The organism is Flavobacterium sp. KACC 22761 (genome assembly GCF_034058155.1).
GTDB lineage: Bacteria > Bacteroidota > Bacteroidia > Flavobacteriales > Flavobacteriaceae > Flavobacterium.
In genome coordinates this window covers 2,801,350-2,822,591 of record NZ_CP139148.1, presented here as the reverse complement: position 1 = coordinate 2,822,591, position 21,242 = coordinate 2,801,350, and the positions used below count along the sequence as shown (strand labels likewise).

Sequence of the window (21,242 nt, the reverse complement as noted above, 5' to 3'; positions counted from 1 at the left end):
ATCTGCTAAATTTGCAGAATCTGCGCGAGAAAATTTAAGTGAATTTTATATAAAAAAGCCGTTCTGAATTAATTTTCAGAACGGCTTTTTTTAATTATGCTCAAGATGTTTGAAAGATTGCCAATATTTGTCTTTATATATTTCGTAAGTTATCTCAAACTGATCATACTTCTTAATTATGACATTCAAAACTTTCGGCGGTTTCCTAAATTCTTTACAAGCAAAATGGATTTCTCGTTTACCAGCGCTTGTCTCTCTTCCCACATTCAAATAACCATCTAAATCTCTAAGATCAAGCATAATTTCATCTTCAATATCGTTCAATAATTGATAATCTTCATTATTTGGCATTCCATTATTATTACTTCCATCAAAAGAAATTTCAATACTTAAAACCCACGGATGAGAAGCTTTTTTATCCCAGTCTAAAATATCACTATTAACTATAGCTAAAACAACATCTCCATCTTTTGTTTTTGCTTCTAGACTAGAATAATTATCATTTTCCGTATCATGTCTTACTCCTTCATATTTTTCTACGAATTCTTTTTCTCTCCAGATTAAATAATCTTTTAATTTTTCAATAGGAATTAATTCCTCGGAAATATCGTTTTTACTAACTATTTTTAAACTATCGATTAAAGTTATTGAATGTAATTCTCCTAAAAAGTTATCTAGAAAAATGTAAATACCATTAGTTTGTATTGACTTTTTATCTTCAACAAAATCGTCGTAGACAATCGTTAAATCAATTTCATCTGGATAATCTTTATGTAAATTAGGATAAAACTTTAAATTATCACTATTAAACTTAAATCCCCCCATAGTAATGCTTACGTCTTTAATATCACATGAAGGTTTAAGCGACGTAAACTTCCAGCCATTAATTTTAGGAGCTGCATTAACAAGTTCTTCTACTAAAAAAATATTTCTAATTGCACCGTCAGGTGTTAAAATCAATTCCGCAGTATTTTTATCAAACATTCCTGTCAAAAAATAAATTTCCTCATGAATTTCATCCAGTTTTGGACTTAACTTTTTAAAGAAACCTTCGTTTATATTGTCTCCTTTTTGGACAACTTTGAAAAACTCTTTTTCATATTTTAAAAACCAATTCCAGAAATCACTATATGAACTTATTGGCGATTCTTTTTTACCCAATATTTTACTAAGAAAACTCATGTGTTAAAAAAATTAAATTTAAACTTACCAAAAACAAACCTAAAAAAAAGCTTTTAAAAAATGAGAATATTTTTATAAAAAAATAAAATAAAAAAGCCGTTCTGAAATTATTCTCAGAACGGCTTTTCGTAAATAACTTTTTACTTCTAACTCACAACTTGAGTATTCAGTTTACTGTTTTTTCGGCTGTAGCCAAAATAAATCAGAAGCCCGATTATCAACCAAACTGTAAAATAAATCCAGTTCCAAACGCTTAATTCGGCCATCATATACAAACAGCAAATTAATCCTAAAAGCGGAATCAAAGACAGATTTTTTCTGAATGCCCAAACCGCTAATCCAATTAAAACAAATAAGAAAATCCACATTGGAATTTTGTGTTTAAATAAACTAAAACCTGATTCATATTTAGCAGAATCTGCAATAGGTAATCCTTTTACAACTTCAGCATATTTTACATCGTCGTCTTGGTATTGTCCTAATAAATGTTCTAAATCTGAAGTTTCGGCTGTTTTATTGTTTACTTCAATACTTTCTAAATATTTGAAAACTTTTTCAGATTCTGATTTATCTAAAGAAGTTACAATCGAAGTTGCATCGTAAATCTGTGGCTCGTTATTGATAAATGCCATTGTAGCCTTATTGTTGAATGCAAAAGCATAATACAATCCGGCAATCATTAAAACCGGCAGAATAAATTTTGAATTTATATAAGGTGTTTTGAATTTTCCTCTTGGAATTTCGGGTTTGTTCTGCAATACCAAAACTCCAGCACAAACTAATACAAAGGCAAATAAAGTCCCAATACTGCACAAATCTGTTACCATTGTAAGATTCAGAAATAAAGCCGGAATCGCTACGACAAAACCGGTTACAATTGTAGCAAAAGATGGTGTTTTGAATTTTGGGTGAACGGTAGAGAATTTCTTTGGCAATAAACCATCACGGCTCATACTCATCCAGATACGAGGCTGTCCCATTTGGAAAACCAATAAAACGCTCGCCATTGCCACAACTGCACTAACTGCAATTATTCCCGACATCCATTTCAAGTCCAATTTATCGAAAACAAATGCAAGAGGATCTCCAACATTTAACTCGTGGTATTTTACCATTCCGGTTAAAACCAAAGCAATAGCAATATATAAAAGCGTACAAATTATAATCGCCCACATCATACCGCGTGGCAAATCACGCTGCGGGTTTTTACATTCTTCGGCAGTTGTTGAAATAGCGTCAAAACCAATATAAGCGAAGAAAACCGCTGAAACCCCTTTTAAAACCCCTCCAACTCCATTTGGCGCAAACGGATCCCAGTTTGCAGTGTCTACATAAAATACACCAACTGCAATTACTAAAAGTACTACGCAAAGTTTTACCACAACCATTAAATTACTTGCATTACGAGATTCTTTCATTCCTCTGTAAACCAAAGCAGTAATCAGAATAATAATGAATAAAGCTGGCAAATCAGTAACAAAATGAAAAGATTCTATTGTTGGTGCTGTTGTCCAAGCTGTATGAGCTTGCTGCAAAGCCGTACTTAAATTTTCGAAAGATTTTCCGCCTCGCATTAAAGCTTCTGCATCATTAAATCCATTTGAAGCAGTTAAATAATCCATCTGAATCCATTGTGGAAGATGAATTCCGCCACTCTGGAGCAGTCCGGTAAAATAGTCACTCCACGATATCGCCACGGTAATATTCCCGACGGCATATTCCATGATTAAAGCCCAACCAATTATCCAGGCAATTATTTCTCCAAAAGCAACATAAGAATACGTATAAGCACTTCCTGAAACCGGAACCATTGAAGCAAATTCGGCGTAAGCAAAAGCGGCAAAACTACAAGCCAAAGCTGTAAACAAAAACAAGAAAATAACAGCTGGTCCACCATCTGCACTTGCTTTTCCGATTGTACTGAAAATACCTGCTCCCACAATTGCTGCAATTCCAAAAGCAGTTAAATCTTTGGTTGTAAGGTGTTTCCCCAATGCCTCATGTCCATCTGCTTCATTCTTTGCAACTTGCTTCAGAATATCCTGCACCGTTTTCTTTCGGAATAAACTTGAAAATGCCATATATGTTTTTGCTATTATTAATTAATTTAATTCAGTCGTTCTGGTTTTATTTTGCAAATAATGCAAAAATTATCCTGATTTCAAATATATAAAACCATTTTGTTTTTCTGGTGTTTTTTTTCGCCACGAATTCACGATTTTTTTTTTTAAATCTTTGTCTAAAAATATTTCTCACGCTCCCGATAGCTATCGGGAAAGCAGATAATACAGATTTTAATTATGCTAAAAAGATTTACACAGATTTTTAATAGTAAATCTAGAAAATCAATTTGCTCAATCTGCCAAATCTGCGAGAAACAAAAAAGTCTTTACGGTTAAATCTATTTCAAATACAAATGTAACATTTCCCAAAATGGGCTTACTAATTACAAGTATTTAATTTTTAAAGAATCATTTTATGGAAAAAATTACGAGACGTTCTTTTGTAAATAAATTTGGGCTTGGTGTTGGAGCTTCGGTTGTCATGACGACACTTCCTTCTTTTATCACCGAAACCGAAAAAGTTCATAAACCTTACACTGGAAAAAAATTAAATATTGCTTTGTGTGGCCTCGGAAACTATGCGTCATTATTGGCTGAAGGACTTCAGGTTTCTGAATATTGCCAGCTAACCGGAATCGTTACGGGAACGCCTTCTAAAGCAGAAATATGGAAAAAGAAATATAATATTCCCGAAAAGAACATTTATAACTACGAAAACTTCGATTCAATCATAAAAAACAAAGACATTGATTTGGTTTATGTTGTAACTCCAAATGCGTTGCATAAAGAATTTACTGTACGCGCTGCAAAAGCAGGAAAACATGTTATTGTCGAAAAACCAATGGCTATTACTATTGAAGATTGCGAAGAAATGATTAAAGCCTGCAACGATAACAACGTACAATTGGCAATGGGTTATCGCTTGCACTACGAACCGAATCATTTAGAAATAAAACGATTGGGACAAGAAAAAGTTTTAGGGCAGGTTCGTTATATTGAAACTGGTCTAGGTTATAGCACCTATGATATTCGTGACATTAATAAACCAGTCGATTTAAGCGCACGCAATGAATGGAGGCTTACTAAAAAATGGGCAGGTGGTGGTGCTTTAATCAATTTAGGTGTTTATTGCATACAGGTTTCCCGTTATGTTTTAGGCGAAGAACCGATTGCCGTCACTGCACAATTTGGACATATAGACAACAAAAACAGATTTGCACAGGTTGAAGAAAATATTACTTGGCAAATGGAATTTCCGAGTGGCGCCATGGCTAACTGTAGTAGTTCGTATGGCTTCGGAATTGACCGATTTTATGCTGCTGCCGATGAAGGTTTCTTTGAAATGAGTCCTGCTGTAAGTTATGGGCCTTTTATAGGCAAAAGATCAGATGGAAAACCGTTTAATTTCCCGGTTATAAACCAACAGCAAACCCAAATGGATGAAATTTGCAAAGTGATTTTAGCAAACCAAAAACTCCCAAATCATATTACGGGTGAAGAAGGAATTAAAGATGTTAGAATTATAAATGCGATCTATAAAGCTGCTGAAACAGGGAAGAAGATTAAACTTTAATCTTTTTTTGCTACAGATTAAAAAGATTTTATTTAGTAAAGCTGTCATTTCGACGAAGGAGAAATCTTCGTGAGAAGCTCTACAAAGATTGGAATCACATTGCGGAGTTACTTGTGGAGATTTCTCCTTCGTCGAAATAACAAAAAATGAGAAAAGAAATCATTTTAATCTTTTTAATCTGTGGCAAAACTCTTTTAATATTTGCGAACTTTGCGGTTCGAAAACCTACTTCAAGCAATTCCTCAAAATACTAACCGGATGTTGCGCTTCACGTTTTGTTCCGTCATAAATTTGATGGCGACAACTTGTTCCTGCAGCAGCGATTTTTACATTTTCGGCAGTGTTTCTCACTTTTGGGAATAAGGTATCTTCTCCCATTTGCATACTTACTTTATAATGTTCTTTTTCATAACCAAAAGAACCCGCCATGCCGCAACAGCCTGAATTATAAATCGTAACTGTGTTATTTTTAGGAAGATTCAGCATGGCAAAAGTCGCTTCGACAGAACTCAACGATTTTTGATGGCAATGTCCGTGAATTTTGATTTCTTTCGTTTCTTCAGAAAATGAATTCGAAGTTATTTTTCCATCAATGATTTCTTTTTTGAAGAATTCTTCGATTGTAAAAGCATTTTGCGAAATACGTTCAGCATTTTCCTTATCCGATGCTAATCGCAAATATTCATCTCTAAAAGTCAAAATTGCCGAAGGTTCAATTCCTATTAATGGTGCTTTCGCAGAAATCAAATCTTTGAAAATATTGACATTGATATCCGTTATCTTTTTGGCTTCTTCCAAAAATCCTTTTGATAAATATGTTCTGCCGCTTTCTTCGTGATTTACGATTAAAACTTCGTAACCTAATTTCGTCAATAATTCGAAAGCATCAATTCCGATATTGACGTCGTAATAATTGGTAAATTCATCAACAAACAAATACAATCGTCCGTTTGGAAAATCAGCATTTTTAGGTTTGTTGTTTTCATACCATTTTCTAAAAGTCTTTTTCGCCAATAACGGAACTTGTCTTTCCGGCGCAATTCCCATTGTTTTTTTAACCAAAAACTGATTCGAAATAAAATTTGTGATTGATGGGAATTTGCTTCCCATTTTGTTCAGTTTAGCGTTGTTGGCAAAAATCTTATTTCGTGTAGAAAATCCATTTGCTTTTTGGTACTGGTATAAAAATTCTGCTTTTAAAGTTGCAACATCTACGTTACTCGGACATTCACTCGCGCAAGCTTTGCAACTTACGCACAACTCAAAAACTTCATATAATTCTTTTTGGTCAAATTTGTTTTCTTTTTCAGAATACGTCAAATATTCTCGTAATGCATTCGCTCTCGCACGAGTCGTTTCTTTCTCATTTCTGGTCGCACGATAACTCGGACACATTGCTCCTCCTGCCGATGGCATTTTTCGGCAATCGCCAGAACCGTTGCATTTTTCAGCTGCGCGCAAAATCCCTAAACTGTCTGAGAAATCCTGAAATGTTTTAATATCCGGCTCTACTCTACCCGAAACCACACGATGGTTTTCGTCCATCTTCAAGGCGTTGACAATCTTCCCGATATTTAGAACCGAATTTGGATCAAATGCCAGTTTTAATCTTTTCAGCAATTCATAATTCTTGTCACCAATCATAAACGGAATAAACTCGCCACGCACAATTCCGTCACCGTGTTCGCCGCTTAAAGAACCTCTATATTTTTTTACCAAATGCGCTACTTCCGTCGCAATGGTTCTGAATAATTTTAAGTCTGATGTTTTCTTCAAGTTCAAAACCGGACGCAAATGCAATTCTCCTGCTCCGGCATGTGCGTAATAAATCGCTTCTTGTCCGTGGCGCAACATCATCGCCGAAAATTCTGCAATATAAGCTGGCAAATCACTCAATTCTACCGCTGTATCTTCAATAGAATCGGCTGCTTTATCATCACCTACAATACTTCCTAAAAGCCCGAGACCTGCTTTTCTCAATTCATTGGCTTTGTCAATATCGTTTCCGTAAATTTTTACGAGCGCATAACCAAAATTATTTTTTTCCAAATCAGCAATTAAAGCGTCGGCTTGTTTTTCGGCATCTTCCAAAGTATATGATGCGACTTCAAACAACATAATTGCTTTTGGTTCTCCAACCAAAAAGAAACGGTTTTTAATATGTTCACGATTCGTTTTGGTACAATCCAAAATCGTATCGTCGATCATTTCGCAAGTGTATAAATGATGTTTCATTGCGACAACAACCGATTCTAAAGATTCCTGAATTGTATGATAATGCGCCACAACCATAATGCTGTGAGGTGGCGGTAAATCGTCTACTTTTAAAGTTACTTCGGTTGTAAAGGCCAAAGTTCCTTCACTTCCACAAAGCAGTTTTCCGAGATTGATAGTTGGTTCAGTTCCGCCAAATAATTCAGATTTTAGCAAAATATCAACTGCGTAACCCGTATTTCGTCTGTGAATTTCCGGTTTCGGAAACTCTTTTATAATTTCTTCCTGATTTTCTTTAACTGAAAGTTCATCATAAACGCTTTTGTAGATTTTATTTTCTAAAGAATCGCCTTTGGTTTTCTCGATAAATTCTGCCGAAGTCAATTCGCCAAAAGCTACTTCGGTTCCGTCGCTTAAAATCGCTTTAACCTCGGCAATTTTATCACGCGTAACACCATAACGAATTGAAGTTGTTCCTGAAGAATTATTTCCTACCATTCCGCCAATCATGGCACGATTTGACGTTGATGTAATTGGCGCAAAGAAAACGCCGTAAGGTTTCAAAAATAAATTCAGTTCATCGCGAATAACGCCAGGCTGAACCGTCACCGTTTTTTTATCGGCATTATATCCTAGTATTTTGGTAAAATGTTTCGAAACATCAACTACAAGTCCGTCGCCAACAGCTTGTCCGGCAAGTGACGTTCCGGCGGTTCTTGGCGTAATCGAAATATTATGCTTCGCCGCAAAACGAATTAATTTGCTGATATCTGCTGTAGATTTAGGCAAAGCCACCGCATTTGGCCGAATCCGGTACACCGATGCATCTGTCGAATAAAGTGTTTTATGAAGATCATCGTATAAAAGTGTGCCCTCGAGTTCGCCGGCTAATTGCTCTAAATCCTTAAGTATTGACATTTGCTTTCTTTTGAAATACAAAAATAGTTATTTTTTTAAGGTTCAAAGTGACATAGTGACAAAGGTTCAAAGGTTTTCTTTGGGATTGTTTTGAAATTGGAATTTGGGTTTTTCTTTTTTGGAATTTAATCCATAAGTCCTTCTGTAAACTTTTTAGAAAGATTACCAAAAGTCGGTTTTATATAAGCTTGAAAAGCATTTGCCTCTTCAAGGGTTTGAAAAGATATCGAATGCTCTTCAAGCAATGCATTTAATGTAAAGTTCAGGTGCATAATGTATTCTTGAAAATCATCCAGATAATGAGATTTTGCATCTACTAGTTCCATTCCTGATAATTTTTCAAATGGCTGGCGCTTTGCGTTTATATACGCTTCCGCACTTTTAATAAATTCTTCTTTGATTTTTTCGTAACTCATGTCTTAATGATATATGAACTCTAACATTTTTGCCTTCTGTTTGAAAATCCGTTATGGGCAATTTCCCGAATAAGTCTAACGGACAACATGAGTGTGCGATTTTCTATTTTGAGTAATTCATTTAATCAAAGTTAAAAAAAATTAGCGGGTATAACAAGATTTTGAAATATCCTGAATATCATGCGCGCAGTGAGCTATTTCCTCTAAAAGCAAGAAAAAATAGAACGACTAAAACTACACAAACCACCAGAGAAAAAGATTGTAAACGTTTATTTATTCCATTTGAAATTTCTAAAGAAAGTGTAAATACATACAGAAACAACCCCACAAAAAATAATACAAAAGTCGATACTACCATAAAAATTATGCCCTCTCCTACTACAATGTGTTTCAATGTTATTATTTCTTGAGTAGTATAAAAGAAAAAATAGATAAACCAAACCCAATATAAAAAATGGAAAATGTAGGCAAATGTTGACTTCATGTTTTTGTTAGGATTTTTTCTATCATAATTAAATCAAATATAATTTGAATTTATTTGATTTACAACAACAATATCATGACGTTAACGCGGAGTTGCAATCTGCGCTATAGAGTCTTGTCTAGTTGTACAAAAAAAAGGCGCTTAAATTATAAGCACCTTTTTTCATTAGAAATTATAGTATCAGACTCTTTTACAATTGAATATTCAAAACATTCATAAAAGCCATTTTATTAGCGCCATAAGATTTTGCTATAATTAACCTTTTAGCATCTGGCAAATAATTTGAAAATTTTGCCATTACAATTCCTTCTTCATTTGGCTCATTAAAACTACACATTTTACCATTGCGATCAACAGCTCCATTATTAAGCCTGTAAATTCCTCCATAGAAACCATTTGAGTTATTAATTCTCCAATAAGTATTCAAGAAATAATTTCCTTTAACATTTAATACACTTAGTGATTTAGAAGGTTCTTTAAATGGCATTACATTAAAATCTTCTGTTTTTGTTAAATTTCCTTTCAGGTCGAATATTAGCAAACTTGGGTAGCCATTTGAATATTCTGCCACTTTGAAAGTAGAGTTTGGAAAAGTTGGATCTGGTTTTGTTCCGCTTTTAAAATCTGCATCTACAAATAAATAAATTTCGTCATTTTGAATAGACAAAGTATTAAAATTAACTTTGGATACATCTTTTATATCGCTTAAACTTCCAGCTATATTATTTTTCAAAACCACTCCAGCAGTTAAATCATAAAAAAGAACTTTACCAAATTCTCCACGATTTATTCCATGAGCATAATTGTCAAACGCAATCAAATACTCATTTGTACCAACTGAAAAAACAAGCGGTTTTTTAATCTTAATATCTTCTTTTCCAAAATCTTTATTTTCTACGGTATTTCCGTCTGCAATAGCCAACACATTTTGAGAACCAGTTTCTTGAGTTGTTCTTACAAAGACAAATTTTCCAGTATCGCTTAAAACAATACTTTCAGTAAATGATAATAAAGGAAACGGAACATCTTTCTTCCAAAGCAAATCTCCAGTTTTACCGTCAATTAAAACACATTGGTTTTCTTCTGCAATTTTCTTATTAGCAAATTTACTGTGAACAACTCCTATATAGTTTTTGTTTTGCGAAACCATTGCATAAGTTGCCCCAGATTTTGAAAGACTTTCAAATGTATATTCTGCGATTACCTTTTTATCAAATAAACCTGTTTTTTTATCAAATGTAACCTGAAAAACTTCTATCTTCTTCGTTTTATTAGAATAGCATTCAACCAAAACTACCAATTTTTCATTTTGCAATTCAAAACTTCCTAGATAATTATGCAATGTAAAAACATCTTTATATGGAAATTCTTCAGTAAACGTTTCTACCAATTGGTTTTTTTGATCAAATTTTCTAATAATAATTTTGTTGACAGACTGCATTGATGCATCGACATTAATTGCCGAAGACATATAATGATTATAGTTGTCAACCAAAACAACTTTTAAATCTTTTTCTCTCTCATCGTAGTCAAATTTGGTCCCAATTTCTTTTTGTGTCTGACTAACTGCTGTTAAGCTAACTAATAAAAAAAGAAAGCTTGTTATTTTTGATTTCATGTTTTGCTATTAAGTAGTTTTATAAATTTGCTTTTCGATTGCTTTTAACTCTGATTCTTCTCTTGAATTTAGATCCATGTAAATCAGATTTTCCTGCATTTCATTAAGCACTTTTTCAGCATCTGCTTTTTTATCTAAAGCTAAGTTCAGATTCATCAAATTGAAATAAACAAACTTTGCGATTTTAGCATTAAAGTCTGCTTTTGTATCTTTAAAATTAACTTTAGTAAGCGTTTCTTTCCAGATATCAATTCCTTTTTGCATTCCTGTTAATGCTGCTGCATTGATTTGCGGATTTGCAGGATTCATTTTTTTCAAATTTGTTGTAACATAAATACCTGCTTTTTCTAAATCATCATATTGCCCCTTGTTTTTAACGCTCTGAAGCTTGACACTGTATTTTACATTTTTAAAAGCAAAATTCTCACCCAGATAATCGTTAATAAAAGCAATTACTTTTTTCAGATGTTGCTGTTCTTCACGAGGTTTATTAATATTATTAGTAGGAGATGAACTGATGTATTTATACTCCTGAAAGAATGTTTTATTGATTTTCTCCTGTCCGTTTTGCTTAACAATCAAAGTAGTTGGCTGGTTGGCGTAAGTCTGACCTGAATTGTCCTGAAAATTTACGGCCTTTATATCTAAATTAATAGTCAGATAATTTCCGTCTTTAGTAAATCCGTCAATGTTTATTTGAGACGCTAAAACATTATTATCTATAATAACATAATCCTGCAAATTTGGTTCGCGGTAAACTGGTTTAGAAGGAGCAACATAAATAGGTCTGTTTGGAAGGACAAGTTTTGGATTTTGCCCTTTGTCCTGAAGCGTTAGACGTTCTAGCAACGTTAGTTTTTTAAACTCCTCAGATTCTGATTTGTATTTTGCGTTTGCTTTTGCAACGTCGGCATCATAATCTGCTAATTTTTGTTTGAATTCATTTTCACTTGCAGCAACTTTTTTGTCAAAATTGTCTAATTCATTCTGAAAATCGACTTTGGATTGCGCATAAACCTGATCACTTGTCAAATTATAAGGCGAAGTAACTGTTACAGAATACTGACGGGAATTTGCATCAATTATAATTTTAGGTTCCTTTAAAAGTAGATACTCAACAGATTCCGTTGAAATACTTTGTGCGTTTAGGCCCGACAAAGAAATTAAAAAAAGCAGTAGTAGGTAATTTTTTTTCATAGGTTAGTTTCATTTTTTTTGTAAAAAAAATAAAATTATACCAATATAAATTACGGTTTTCCGTATTTCAACTTAAAAACTTTTATTCTTTATCTTTGGATTTATATCCAAAATAATCTCATTTTAGCATTATCAAAGAAAGCATTCCATCAAAATGAATAAAAACATAACCGCCCTCTACAAAATAGCTCAAAAAGAAACGCGAAAAATAATAGGCTTAATGTCAGGAACTTCACTAGACGGACTTGACTTGGCGCTTTGTGAAGTTTCTGGCGAAGGCGAAAATACGGCTGTTAAAATCGAACACTTTGAAACTATCGATTATAGCGAAGATATTAAAACAGAAATCAGAAAGGTGTTTGCTAAAAAGACAATCGATTTTCAGCATTTGGTTTTATTAAACGAATGGATTGCCGATTTACACGCAGGGATGATCAACGATTGTCTTTCAAAATGGAATATTCCCGCAAGCGAAGTCGATTTGATTGCTTCGCACGGACAAACGGTTTTGCATGCGCCAAAGTTTTTGCATCAGCAGGAAAAATTTCCAAATGCGACTTTGCAAATTGGAGATGGTGATCATATTGCGGTAAAAACCGGAATTATCACTTTATCTGATTTCAGACAAAAACACGTTGCAGGCGGTGGCGAAGGTGCGCCTTTGGCCGTTTATGGCGATTATTTGTTGTGCAGCAAAAAAGGCGAAAACCGAATCATGCTCAACATGGGTGGCATTGCAAATTTTACTTATTTACCCGCTTCTCAAAACGCCGAGGAAGTTTTTGTAACCGATACCGGAACGGCAAATACTTTAATCGATATTTTCACCAAACAGTTTTTCCCTGAAAAAAGCTTCGACAAAGATGCCGAAATCGCTAAAAGTGGCGTTGTAAACCAAGAACTTTTAATCGAATTAAAAAGTGACGCTTTTTTCAAACAAAGCTTTCCTAAAACCATTGGCCAGGAATTATTCAACCACGAATTTGTGAACTCGGCTTTGGTAAAATTAGGATTAGAAAACATTTCGGCACCAGATTTGCTGGCCACTTTAACGCGCCTTAGTGCCGAGACAATTGCCGAAGCGGTTCTGTTTGTAGTAGAAAACACTAAAACTCCAATCGAAGAGTTTACCGTTTATATGTCCGGCGGTGGCGCACGAAATCCGTTGTTGGTAAGTTGGTTACAGGAATTATTGCCTTTTAAATTTGAAAAAAGCGACGTTCTCGGAATTTCGAGCGATGCAAAAGAAGCGGTTTTGTTTGCTGTTTTGGCGAATGAAACGATTGCTGGAGGAAATTATAATTTTGGTTCAAAAAAAGGAATTCCATCGATAACAATGGGAAAGATTTCTTTTCCTGATTAAATTAAGTTTGCCACGAATTACACTAATTTTCACTAATTTTTTCGGACTGTATAAAAAAAATTGTGAAAATTAGTGTAATTCGTGGCTAAAAAAACAACATTACTTGCGCAAATTGCACTTTTTTTTGTTTTTAATTATTCCTTTAAAAAATAATTAGTGAAAATTCGTGTAATTCGTGGCAAAAGAAACTATTTTTGGTTTTTGTTAATAAAAGATTGAAATGCATAAAAATCAGCACTTACTATACTCTATCATATTTTTATTTTTCTTTGGATGGAAATCCGCTTCACAGGAAAATTCAATGCATCCTAAAAACGAATTCAGAGGTGTGTGGATTGCAACTGTTGTGAATATTGACTGGCCAAAAACAAGCACAGACAACGTTGAAAAAGAAAAAGCCGATTATCTTGAGATTTTAGAAACGTATAAGAAACTGAATTATAACGCTGTAATCGTTCAGGTTCGAAGTGTTGGCGACGCTATTTATCCTTCTGAATTTGCCCCTTGGTCGCGATTCTTGACAGGAAAAGAAGGTTTGGCTCCAAATCCTTATTATGATGCATTGGCATGGATGATTGAGCAGGCGCATAACCGCGGCTTTGAATTTCACGCTTGGCTGAATCCGTATCGCGCGACTTTCGATTTGAATAAAAATCTTTTAAGCCCTGGACACGATCTTTTCAAACATCCGGAATGGATGATCGAATATGGCGGAAAATACTACTACAATCCAGCTTTGCCTGAAGTTCAAGAACATTTGACTAAAGTCGTAAAAGAAGTAGTTGATAAATATGATATTGATGCGATTCACTTTGATGATTATTTTTATCCTTATGCTGTTCCCGGAAAAGTCTTTAACGACACGGCTTCATACAAAAAATACGGTGCAGGTTTAAGTCTTTCTGATTGGCGCCGTGCGAATGTGAGCAACTTTGTTCACACAATATCTACAACCATAAAAGCCAGCAAACCTTGGGTACAATTCGGAATTAGTCCGTTTGGGGTTTGGCGAAATAAAACGCAAGATCCTAGAGGTTCTGAAACACAATCAACATCAAATTACGACGATTTATATGCTGATCCGATGCTTTGGATGGATCAAAAATGGATCGATTACATCTTGCCTCAATTGTATTGGAGCATGAACAATACGAGAGCATCTTATTCAAAACTAGTAAAATGGTGGTCAGAAAACGCTAATCCAAATACTGCGATTTATATTGGTCATGCGACTTATAAAATTAGAGGCGACGGCGATAAAAGCTGGAATTTCATTACAGAAATCCCAACGCAAATTGATTTTCTAAGAACCTTTAAAAACGTTTCCGGAAGTGCTTATTTCAGCTCTAAATGGTTTATGGATAAAAACTTAGATGTAGCTCGTCATCTGGAAGAAAATCAATACAAATATCCGGCGCTTCCTGCTCCGGTTCCAAATTTGAAACATGTTATTATTGATACGCCACAAGTTCTTGAATATGCAAAAGACAGCATAAAATATACGTTTACAATAAAAAGTCCGCTGAATACCAAAGTGCGTTATATGGTGGTTTACGGTGGCGATAACATTTCTAAAATCGACATTAACGACGCTACAAAAATTGTTGAAAAAGTTACCGTAAAAGAAGTTGACGGAAAAATCACTTTTTCAATTGCTGGCGGAAAACTGAACCTTTTCAAAGCCTGCGCCGTAAGTTTTATTGATTATTACGCTAACGAAAGCACACCAACTGCTATTGACTTAAAAAAGCCATTTAAAAACTATACACCAAATCAACCTAATGAAAACAGATAACAAACCTTGGTTCTGGATTCCGCTTCTTAATTTCGCATCTGGACTGCCGTATGCCATAATTATTTCGGTTTCGGTAATTATGTACAAAAATCTCGGAATTTCAAATGAAGACATCGGAGTTTACACCAGTTTATTATATCTTCCTTGGGTAGTAAAACCGCTTTGGAGTCCGCTTATCGAATTAATTGGAACTAAAAGAAAATGGTTTTTGTGGATGCAATTAATCATTTCGATTGCCTTTTTATTGGTAGGATTAACAATTCCTACAAACGGTTTTTTCATGATGTCGTTAGCCATATTCTGGGTTGCTGCTTTTGCTTCAGCTTCAAATGATATTGCAACTGACGGTTTCTATTTATTGGTTTTGCCAGAAGATAAACAATCTTTTTTTATCGGAATCAGAAGTACTTTCTACAGACTTTCGATGCTTGCAGGAAACGGCTTGGTGGTACTTTTTGCTGGATATTTGGAACATAAATATGGCGACAATACAAAAGCCTGGTCTTATACAATGATTTGTGTTGGTTTATTGATGACATTTATTTCTACTTACAATTTTATTTTTACGCCAAAAAATGAAATCAATGCTGTAGAAAGCAATAAAGAAACTGCTCATCAAAACTTCGGAACAATATTTATCAGCTTCTTCAAGAAGAAACAAATCGGATTGATCCTGTCTTTTATTTTATTATTTAGATTAGGGGAATCACAATTGCTCAAAATGTTGACTCCATTTTTATTGGATGGAAAAGAATTAGGAGGAATGGGATTAGATACAGAAGCTGTTGGAATCATTTATGGGACTTTTGGAGTTGCTGCTTTGACAATCGGCGGAATTTTGGGTGGAATTGCTATTTCAAAACATGGTCTTACTAAATGGATGTTTCCAATGTTTTTAGCTATGCATTTACCTATTATTGGATTTATTTTATTGGCATTTTTTCACCCAACATCAATTTATTACATTTATATCGTTGTTATTTTAGAACAATTTGGTTACGGTTTTGGTTTTACAGCTTTCATGATGTACCTAATTCACGTTGCTGAAGGAGAATCAAAAACAGCACATTATGCACTTGCAACCGGATTTATGGCATTAGGAATGATGCTTCCAGGAATGTTGAGCGGTTATATTTGGAAGTATTTAGGCTATGGCAACTTCTTTATTTGGGTTCTTATAGCAACAATTCCAGGTCTTATTTTATCACGTTTTTTAATTTTCCCAAAAGATTTTGGGAAGAAATCAGAAGAAGTTTAACCCCAAATCAAACTTTTACCTATGGAAATTAATGAAAACTTGCAGGCCGAACGCAACTTAAAAGGAGCTGAGTTCGAAAAAACCGGAAATCTTGAAAAAGCTATTGAATTGTATGAGGAAAATGTCAAGGAAGCCTTTAAAGGAAATCATCCTTACGATCGATTAGCTACGATTTACAAAAACCAGCTTGATCTTGAAAACGAAATCAGAGTTTTAGAAAAAGCCATTTTGGTTTACGAAGAAATTACTCTTGTAGACAGATTGGAAGGACTTCCAAAACTTTTCCGTTTCAAAAACCGATTGGAAAAAGCTATTGAAACAAAAAAACAATTGGCGAAGCAAAAGAAAGCTAAATTGAAATAAAACAACAATTTAAAAATCTTTAGCAAAAGAATGAAAACAAAGATTTACATAACAAAATTTATTATGATGTTACTGCTATCTTGTGGACAAACTAACGAAAAGAAACCGTTGAATAAAAAACAGCCTGTTGTAAAAACTTATGAGCAAAGAGAAAAAGAACGTTTAGAGAAAAGAGCTGAAATTGAAAAACAGGAAAAAATAGACAGCATAAAATTAGATGGTGTTTTATCTGACGCTTTGAAAATTGTTATTAAGGAAGTTAATCAAAAAAAGCTTGAAAAGAAATACAACGTTAGGCTTGACAACGAAAATGATATTCAAGTCGAATTAAATATAGATGACTTTTTTACAAAAAACAGTCCTCATCTTATTATTCGAAGGTTAAGTCCTGGTAATGTGTATATTGATATATATTCAAAAGAAGGTAACAAATTCAAAAAAGTTCTTTCTCATAAAGAGTGGACAATGACCTATGTAAATGACACAATTAGAGACATTAATGGAGATGGATTGAAAGATTTTGTTGTTAATTGGTATGGCTCTTCTGGATGTTGTTTAAAAGCATTTAGCAATGTTTACTTGCTGAGAAACGATCGAAAGGAATTCTCAAAAGATTTTGAATTTATTAATCCGACTTTCTCTCCGGAAGAGAAAATGATTAGAGGAGTTACATATGGACATCCTGGCGAAACTGAAATGTATAAATATAAATGGAAAGGAGAAGCTGTTGATACTTTAGAATATGTTTATTACGACATTGATAAAGATGGCAAAAAAACTGGAAAAATAATTATTTCAAAAAAGAATGCTTACAGCAAAAATAAAAGACACATAAAAAAACTAAATTCAATACCTGTTGAATATAAAAAAATTGAAGGTTTTGATTGGTTTACAGGAAATGTTCCTTAAACAAAAAAAGTCAAGATATGATTAACCTAAAACGAACCAATTCAGACGATATCGACTTTATAAATCTCGTTGCTTTATTGGACAAAGATTTAGCGATTAGAGACGGAGTCGATCACGCTTTTTATAATCAGTTTAATAAAACTGATAAAATTAAACATGCGATTGTTTATTACGAAAATGACATTCCTGTTGGTTGTGGCGCTTTTCGCGAAAAAGAAAGCGACAAGACCGAAATCAAACGAATGTACGTTCATCCTGATTTTCGCAATATAGGAATTGCTTCTAAAGTTTTAGCCGAATTAGAAATCTGGGCCAAAGAAGTTGGTTATACCTATACTATTTTGGAAACCGGAAAAAACCAGCCGGAAGCCATTAACTTATATCAAAAATTAAATTATACCATAATTCCCAATTATCCGCCTTACGAAAAAATGGATAATAGTGTTTGCATGAAAAAGACTTTATAATAATGAAAATTACAGCAGAAGCATTACGACAAAAAATAGGGCAATTTTTCTTTCCAGCAGTATTCATCAACGATACCGAGGAAAACATTCAAGAAACGGAGCGCCTTATTAAAGAACACAATATTGGCGGACTGACCTTTTTTCACAGCCGTGCGAGCGCTGCAACCAATTATGAAAGCAAGAAAAAAGTTGTTTTTAATGACGACAGTTACGAAAAAATCAAAGCTTTAATTGTTCGTTATCAAAAAGCCGCTTCTACTCCACTTTTAATCAGTATTGATGCAGAATGGGGATTGGCAATGCGAATTGAAAAAACACCGCAATATCCGTACGCAATCACACTTGGTGCTTTGCCAGAAAATAAATCAAGTTTGGTTTATGAAGTTGGAAAACAAATCGGATTGGATTTAAAAGCAGCCGGAATTCAGTATAATTTATCGCCTTTGGCGGATATCAACAATAATCCTAATAATCCAGTTATTGGGTATCGTTCATTTGGTGAAAACAAAGAAAAAGTAGCCGATTTTGCTGTCGAATATTTAAAAGGAATGTCGGAAGTTGGTGTTTTAGGATGTTTGAAACACTTTCCTGGACACGGAAATACCAATGTCGATTCGCATTTAGGATTGCCTGTTTTAAAAGAAACTTTAGAAGAATTATTGGAAAACGAATTATATCCATTCATTAAAGGAATCGAAAATAATGTCGATTCAATTATGATTGGGCATTTGGCTGTTCCGAGTCTAAATAACGGAAAAGATACTTCGGCAACATTATCAAAAGCGGTAATTCAAGATCTTTTACGAGATAAATTAGGTTACGACGGTTTAGTGATTTCTGATGCTTTAAACATGCACAGCGTTTCTAAACTTTATGAAACCAAGGGGCATTTAGAATGGGAAGCTTTCAACGCTGGGAACGATGTTTTGTGCTTCGCTGAAAATGTTCCAGAGGGAATTAAAGAAATTCTAAAAAATGCATCACCAGAACGCATCGAAGAAAGCTTTAACCGAATCATGAAAGCGAAAGAAAAAGCGGGGATTCTTTCTGGAAACACTTCTGCTTCGGGCGAATTAGATTTCAAAAAAACATCAGAATTAAATCTGGAAGTTGCTCAAAATTCAATTACTAAAATCATTGATAATTCGAGTGCAGAATTGGCTTTTGAAGCGCAAAAAAACAACAAACTTGCTAAACTGAGTTTATATAAAAATACCGAAAACCCTTTCTTTAAAACTTTAAATTCAAAATTGACTTCTCCGGAATTTGCTTTTGAAAACTTAGATGTTTCGAATATTTCATCCGTCAAAAAAGAATTAGAAAATTTTGAAACTATTATCATTTCATTATTTGTTCCAAAGGCAAAGCCAATGAACAATTTCGAAATTGACAATGAAGTTTTAGACTTACTTTCTGATTTACTTCAATCCAAAAAATGTATTGTTTATGTTTTCGGAAATCCATACGTTTTACCAATAATTCCGAATCTTAAAAAGGCTTCAGGATTAATTCAGGCGTATCAGGATTTTGAGGAATTTCAGAAAACTGCAGGAATTCAATTTTTAGATAAAATTTCTTCAAACGGAATTCTTCCAGTAAATATTGATATCCAATAAGTTAAAACCTTAAATAGTCAAAATTTATCAACTTATAAATTTTTATAATCACATCTTATTGTATGTAGCTCTACTTATGCCCTACTTTTGCACCAAATAAATTTTTAACGTAAAACGAATATTATGTCTTTAGTAGGAAAAAAATTCCCAAGTATTGCAGTAGATGCTATCTCAGAAATGGGTGACAATTTAAAAATCAACATTTTTGAAGAAGCAGTAAACAACAATAAAAAAGTACTTTTATTTTGGTACCCAAAAGATTTTACTTTTGTATGTCCAACTGAATTACACGCCTTTCAAGCTGCATTACCAGAATTCGAAAAAAGAAATACTATCGTAATTGGTGCTTCTTGCGACACAAACGAGGTTCACTTTGCTTGGTTAAATACTCCAAAAAACAATGGTGGAATCGAAGGTGTTACTTACCCAATCTTAGCTGATACAAACCGTAATTTAGCTAACATATTAGGTATTCTTGATATCGAATCTACAAGCTACAGCGAAGATACAGATTCAGTTATCATCGAAGGTTCAAACGTAACTTACAGAGCTACTTACCTTATTGACGAAACTGGAAAAATCTTCCACGAAAGCGTAAACGATATGCCATTAGGACGTAACGTAAACGAATACTTAAGAATGGTTGACGCTTACACTCACATTCAAACTAAAGGTGAAGTTTGTCCAGCAAACTGGGAAGCTGGTAAAGAAGCAATGTCTGCTGATAGAATCAGTACAGCTGAATACTTAAGCGCTAATTAAGCCGCTAAGATACTAAGGTTCTAAGTTGCTAAGTTTTTTTAACTTAACTTATGAATCTTAAATACAATCTACAATAAAAGTCAAGAGATTCTAAGATCAAACTTAAATCTTAGAATCTCAACGACTTAAAAATCTATCAAATAAATCCACACAAAGTTTTTAGGTTCAAGAGCAAACTTAGCATCTTAGAACCTTAGCAACTTAGTGTCTTAAAAATAAAACTTATGTTAATCGACTTAAACGAAGATACGTTAGCAGATTTAGTTGCTAAAAACGAAAAAGTAGTAGTACAATATTCAGCTTCATGGTGTGGAAATTGCCGTATTATGAAACCAAAATTCAAAAAATTAGCAACAGAAAATGAAGCTATCACTTTTGTTTTGGTTGATGCAGAAAATTCTCCTGAGTCAAGAAAATTAGCTAATGTGAGCAACTTGCCAACATTTGCAACTTTCGTAAACGGACAATTAGTTGGCGAAACGCAAACTAACAAACAAGAAGTATTAATTGACTTAGTAAACGCTATTGTTTAATTGGTTATTTGTTTATTCGTTTAATCGATTAAACAAAAAAACGATTTAACGCTTAAACAAAAAATTATGAAATTACCAGTAATTAAGCATTTAACGCAATTCATCGAAGAAAACGATCAGGATTATATCATTGAAACGATCGAAGTTCTAGAAGCGATGACGGAAATTCCTTCTCTTAAAGACGAAGAATTAGACGTAATCGGTGAATTGATTTCAAATATGTACGGCGCCCTTGAAGTACAAAAATTAGTTGCTCAGGGAACCGACAAAAAAGAAGCTCTAAATACGTTTATGAAACGTGTTTTGGGTTCAATCGATAAATAAATCGAGCCTCTTTTTCAAATAAAAAATAAAAAAACATGACTGAGAAAGCGTTTCTAATTTAGGGACGCTTTTTTTTAGTTCATAGTCTCAGTGGCAGTTTTCAATCTCTCTGTTGACGCCATCTTTGTCAGGCTGAGCGGAGTCGAAGCCCACGCAAAGTAATTCTACAAAGATTAACTATTTATAT

Annotated in this window: 17 protein-coding genes; 11 read left to right on the top strand and 6 right to left on the bottom strand. The window is 33.8% G+C overall.

Translation table 11 applies throughout. The features are described 5' to 3' along the window. Positions 1-90: 90 nt before the first annotated feature. On the bottom strand, positions 91-1,182 hold the full coding sequence (locus tag SCB73_RS12195) for a DUF695 domain-containing protein (protein ID WP_320566501.1): 1,092 nt from the start codon (positions 1,180-1,182) through the stop codon (positions 91-93). A 146-nt stretch (positions 1,183-1,328) separates the two neighbouring features. Beyond that, positions 1,329-3,263, bottom strand: a complete 1,935-nt coding sequence (locus SCB73_RS12190; RefSeq protein WP_320566500.1) for an amino acid permease — start codon at positions 3,261-3,263, stop codon at positions 1,329-1,331. 397 nt (positions 3,264-3,660) lie between these two features. Between SCB73_RS12190 and SCB73_RS12185 the strand changes: the two genes are divergently transcribed. Then, positions 3,661-4,818 carry a Gfo/Idh/MocA family protein gene (locus SCB73_RS12185; RefSeq protein WP_320566499.1) on the top strand — a complete coding sequence of 386 codons (1,158 nt, stop codon included), beginning with the start codon at positions 3,661-3,663 and terminating at the stop codon, positions 4,816-4,818. 225 nt (positions 4,819-5,043) lie between these two features. Here the strand turns inward: SCB73_RS12185 and SCB73_RS12180 are convergent, their stop codons facing one another. The 4 genes from SCB73_RS12180 to SCB73_RS12165 all read right to left on the bottom strand — a co-directional run bounded on the left by SCB73_RS12180 (position 5,044) and on the right by SCB73_RS12165 (position 11,665). Further along, positions 5,044-7,950, bottom strand: coding sequence for an FAD-binding and (Fe-S)-binding domain-containing protein (locus tag SCB73_RS12180; RefSeq protein ID WP_320566498.1), 2,907 nt, complete (start codon positions 7,948-7,950; stop codon positions 5,044-5,046). A 125-nt stretch (positions 7,951-8,075) separates the two neighbouring features. Then, entirely contained in the window at positions 8,076-8,366 is a 291-nt protein-coding gene (locus tag SCB73_RS12175; RefSeq protein ID WP_320566497.1) for a hypothetical protein, read from the bottom strand. Between the two features lie 674 nt (positions 8,367-9,040). After that, positions 9,041-10,468 (bottom strand): hypothetical protein, encoded by a 1,428-nt coding sequence (locus tag SCB73_RS12170; protein WP_320566496.1) that lies wholly within the window; start codon positions 10,466-10,468, stop codon positions 9,041-9,043. Between the two features lie 9 nt (positions 10,469-10,477). Then, the gene (locus SCB73_RS12165; RefSeq protein WP_320566495.1) at positions 10,478-11,665 is read right to left on the bottom strand and encodes a hypothetical protein; all 1,188 of its coding nucleotides are present in this window, start codon (positions 11,663-11,665) and stop codon (positions 10,478-10,480) included. Between the two features lie 154 nt (positions 11,666-11,819). On the opposite strand from SCB73_RS12165, the gene SCB73_RS12160 reads away from it, so the two are divergent. The 10 genes from SCB73_RS12160 to SCB73_RS12115 all read left to right on the top strand — a co-directional run bounded on the left by SCB73_RS12160 (position 11,820) and on the right by SCB73_RS12115 (position 21,055). Next, positions 11,820-13,028 carry an anhydro-N-acetylmuramic acid kinase gene (locus tag SCB73_RS12160; RefSeq protein WP_320566494.1) on the top strand — a complete coding sequence of 403 codons (1,209 nt, stop codon included), beginning with the start codon at positions 11,820-11,822 and terminating at the stop codon, positions 13,026-13,028. A gap of 220 nt (positions 13,029-13,248) precedes the next feature. Then, complete coding sequence (locus SCB73_RS12155) at positions 13,249-14,823, top strand: glycoside hydrolase family 10-like protein (protein ID WP_320566493.1); 1,575 nt, start codon at positions 13,249-13,251, stop codon at positions 14,821-14,823. Further along, positions 14,810-16,081, top strand: coding sequence for an MFS transporter (locus SCB73_RS12150; protein WP_320566492.1), 1,272 nt, complete (start codon positions 14,810-14,812; stop codon positions 16,079-16,081). Before SCB73_RS12155 ends, SCB73_RS12150 begins: the two co-directional genes overlap by 14 nt. 21 nt (positions 16,082-16,102) lie before the next feature. After that, positions 16,103-16,444: a hypothetical protein gene (locus SCB73_RS12145; RefSeq protein WP_320566491.1), complete on the top strand. Its 342-nt coding sequence runs from the start codon at positions 16,103-16,105 to the stop codon at positions 16,442-16,444. A 30-nt stretch (positions 16,445-16,474) separates the two neighbouring features. Beyond that, positions 16,475-17,353, top strand: coding sequence for an XAC2610-related protein (locus SCB73_RS12140; protein WP_320566490.1), 879 nt, complete (start codon positions 16,475-16,477; stop codon positions 17,351-17,353). 17 nt (positions 17,354-17,370) lie between these two features. Beyond that, entirely contained in the window at positions 17,371-17,820 is a 450-nt protein-coding gene (locus tag SCB73_RS12135; protein ID WP_320566489.1) for a GNAT family N-acetyltransferase, read from the top strand. 2 nt (positions 17,821-17,822) lie between these two features. After that, positions 17,823-19,436 (top strand): glycoside hydrolase family 3 protein, encoded by a 1,614-nt coding sequence (locus SCB73_RS12130; protein ID WP_320566488.1) that lies wholly within the window; start codon positions 17,823-17,825, stop codon positions 19,434-19,436. A 123-nt stretch (positions 19,437-19,559) separates the two neighbouring features. Continuing rightward, positions 19,560-20,198 (top strand): peroxiredoxin, encoded by a 639-nt coding sequence (locus tag SCB73_RS12125; protein ID WP_012024184.1) that lies wholly within the window; start codon positions 19,560-19,562, stop codon positions 20,196-20,198. A 224-nt stretch (positions 20,199-20,422) separates the two neighbouring features. Beyond that, complete coding sequence (locus tag SCB73_RS12120) at positions 20,423-20,731, top strand: thioredoxin family protein (protein ID WP_008462030.1); 309 nt, start codon at positions 20,423-20,425, stop codon at positions 20,729-20,731. Between the two features lie 66 nt (positions 20,732-20,797). Then, entirely contained in the window at positions 20,798-21,055 is a 258-nt protein-coding gene (locus SCB73_RS12115; protein ID WP_008462029.1) for a DUF6952 family protein, read from the top strand. Positions 21,056-21,242: the final 187 nt, after the last annotated feature.